Raw genomic sequence first — 292 nt, 5'->3', positions numbered from 1 at the left:
CGATGCGGATGCCACGAACGAAATACAGGATGCCGATGAAGTGGCCATCACTGACGCCGGGGGCAATTTCACCGGTACGGATGTAGAGGCCGCCTTGGCCGAATTGGCCGCCGGTAGTACGGATGACCAGACCGTCAGCACCGATGGTACTGCGGGTAACATCAGCATCGAAGACGGTAACAGCATCACCTTGAACGTAGACGATGCGGATGCCGACGCGACCAATGAAATCCAAGATATCAGCACCGACGGCACTGCCGGTGACATCAGTTTGAGTAGCGGAAGCAACTTG

The 292-nt window shown here is 56.5% G+C and carries 1 protein-coding gene; it reads left to right on the top strand.

The genetic code is table 11. The features are described from left to right. Positions 1-292, top strand: a 292-nt coding sequence (locus ABV409_RS16690; protein WP_353878765.1) for a hypothetical protein, incomplete at both ends; no start/stop codon positions are given.

Source organism: Flagellimonas algarum, assembly GCF_040513375.1.
GTDB lineage: Bacteria > Bacteroidota > Bacteroidia > Flavobacteriales > Flavobacteriaceae > Flagellimonas_B > Flagellimonas_B algarum.
The sequence above is the reverse complement of the archived record's forward strand: the minus strand, read 5'-3'. Positions and strand labels throughout refer to the sequence as shown.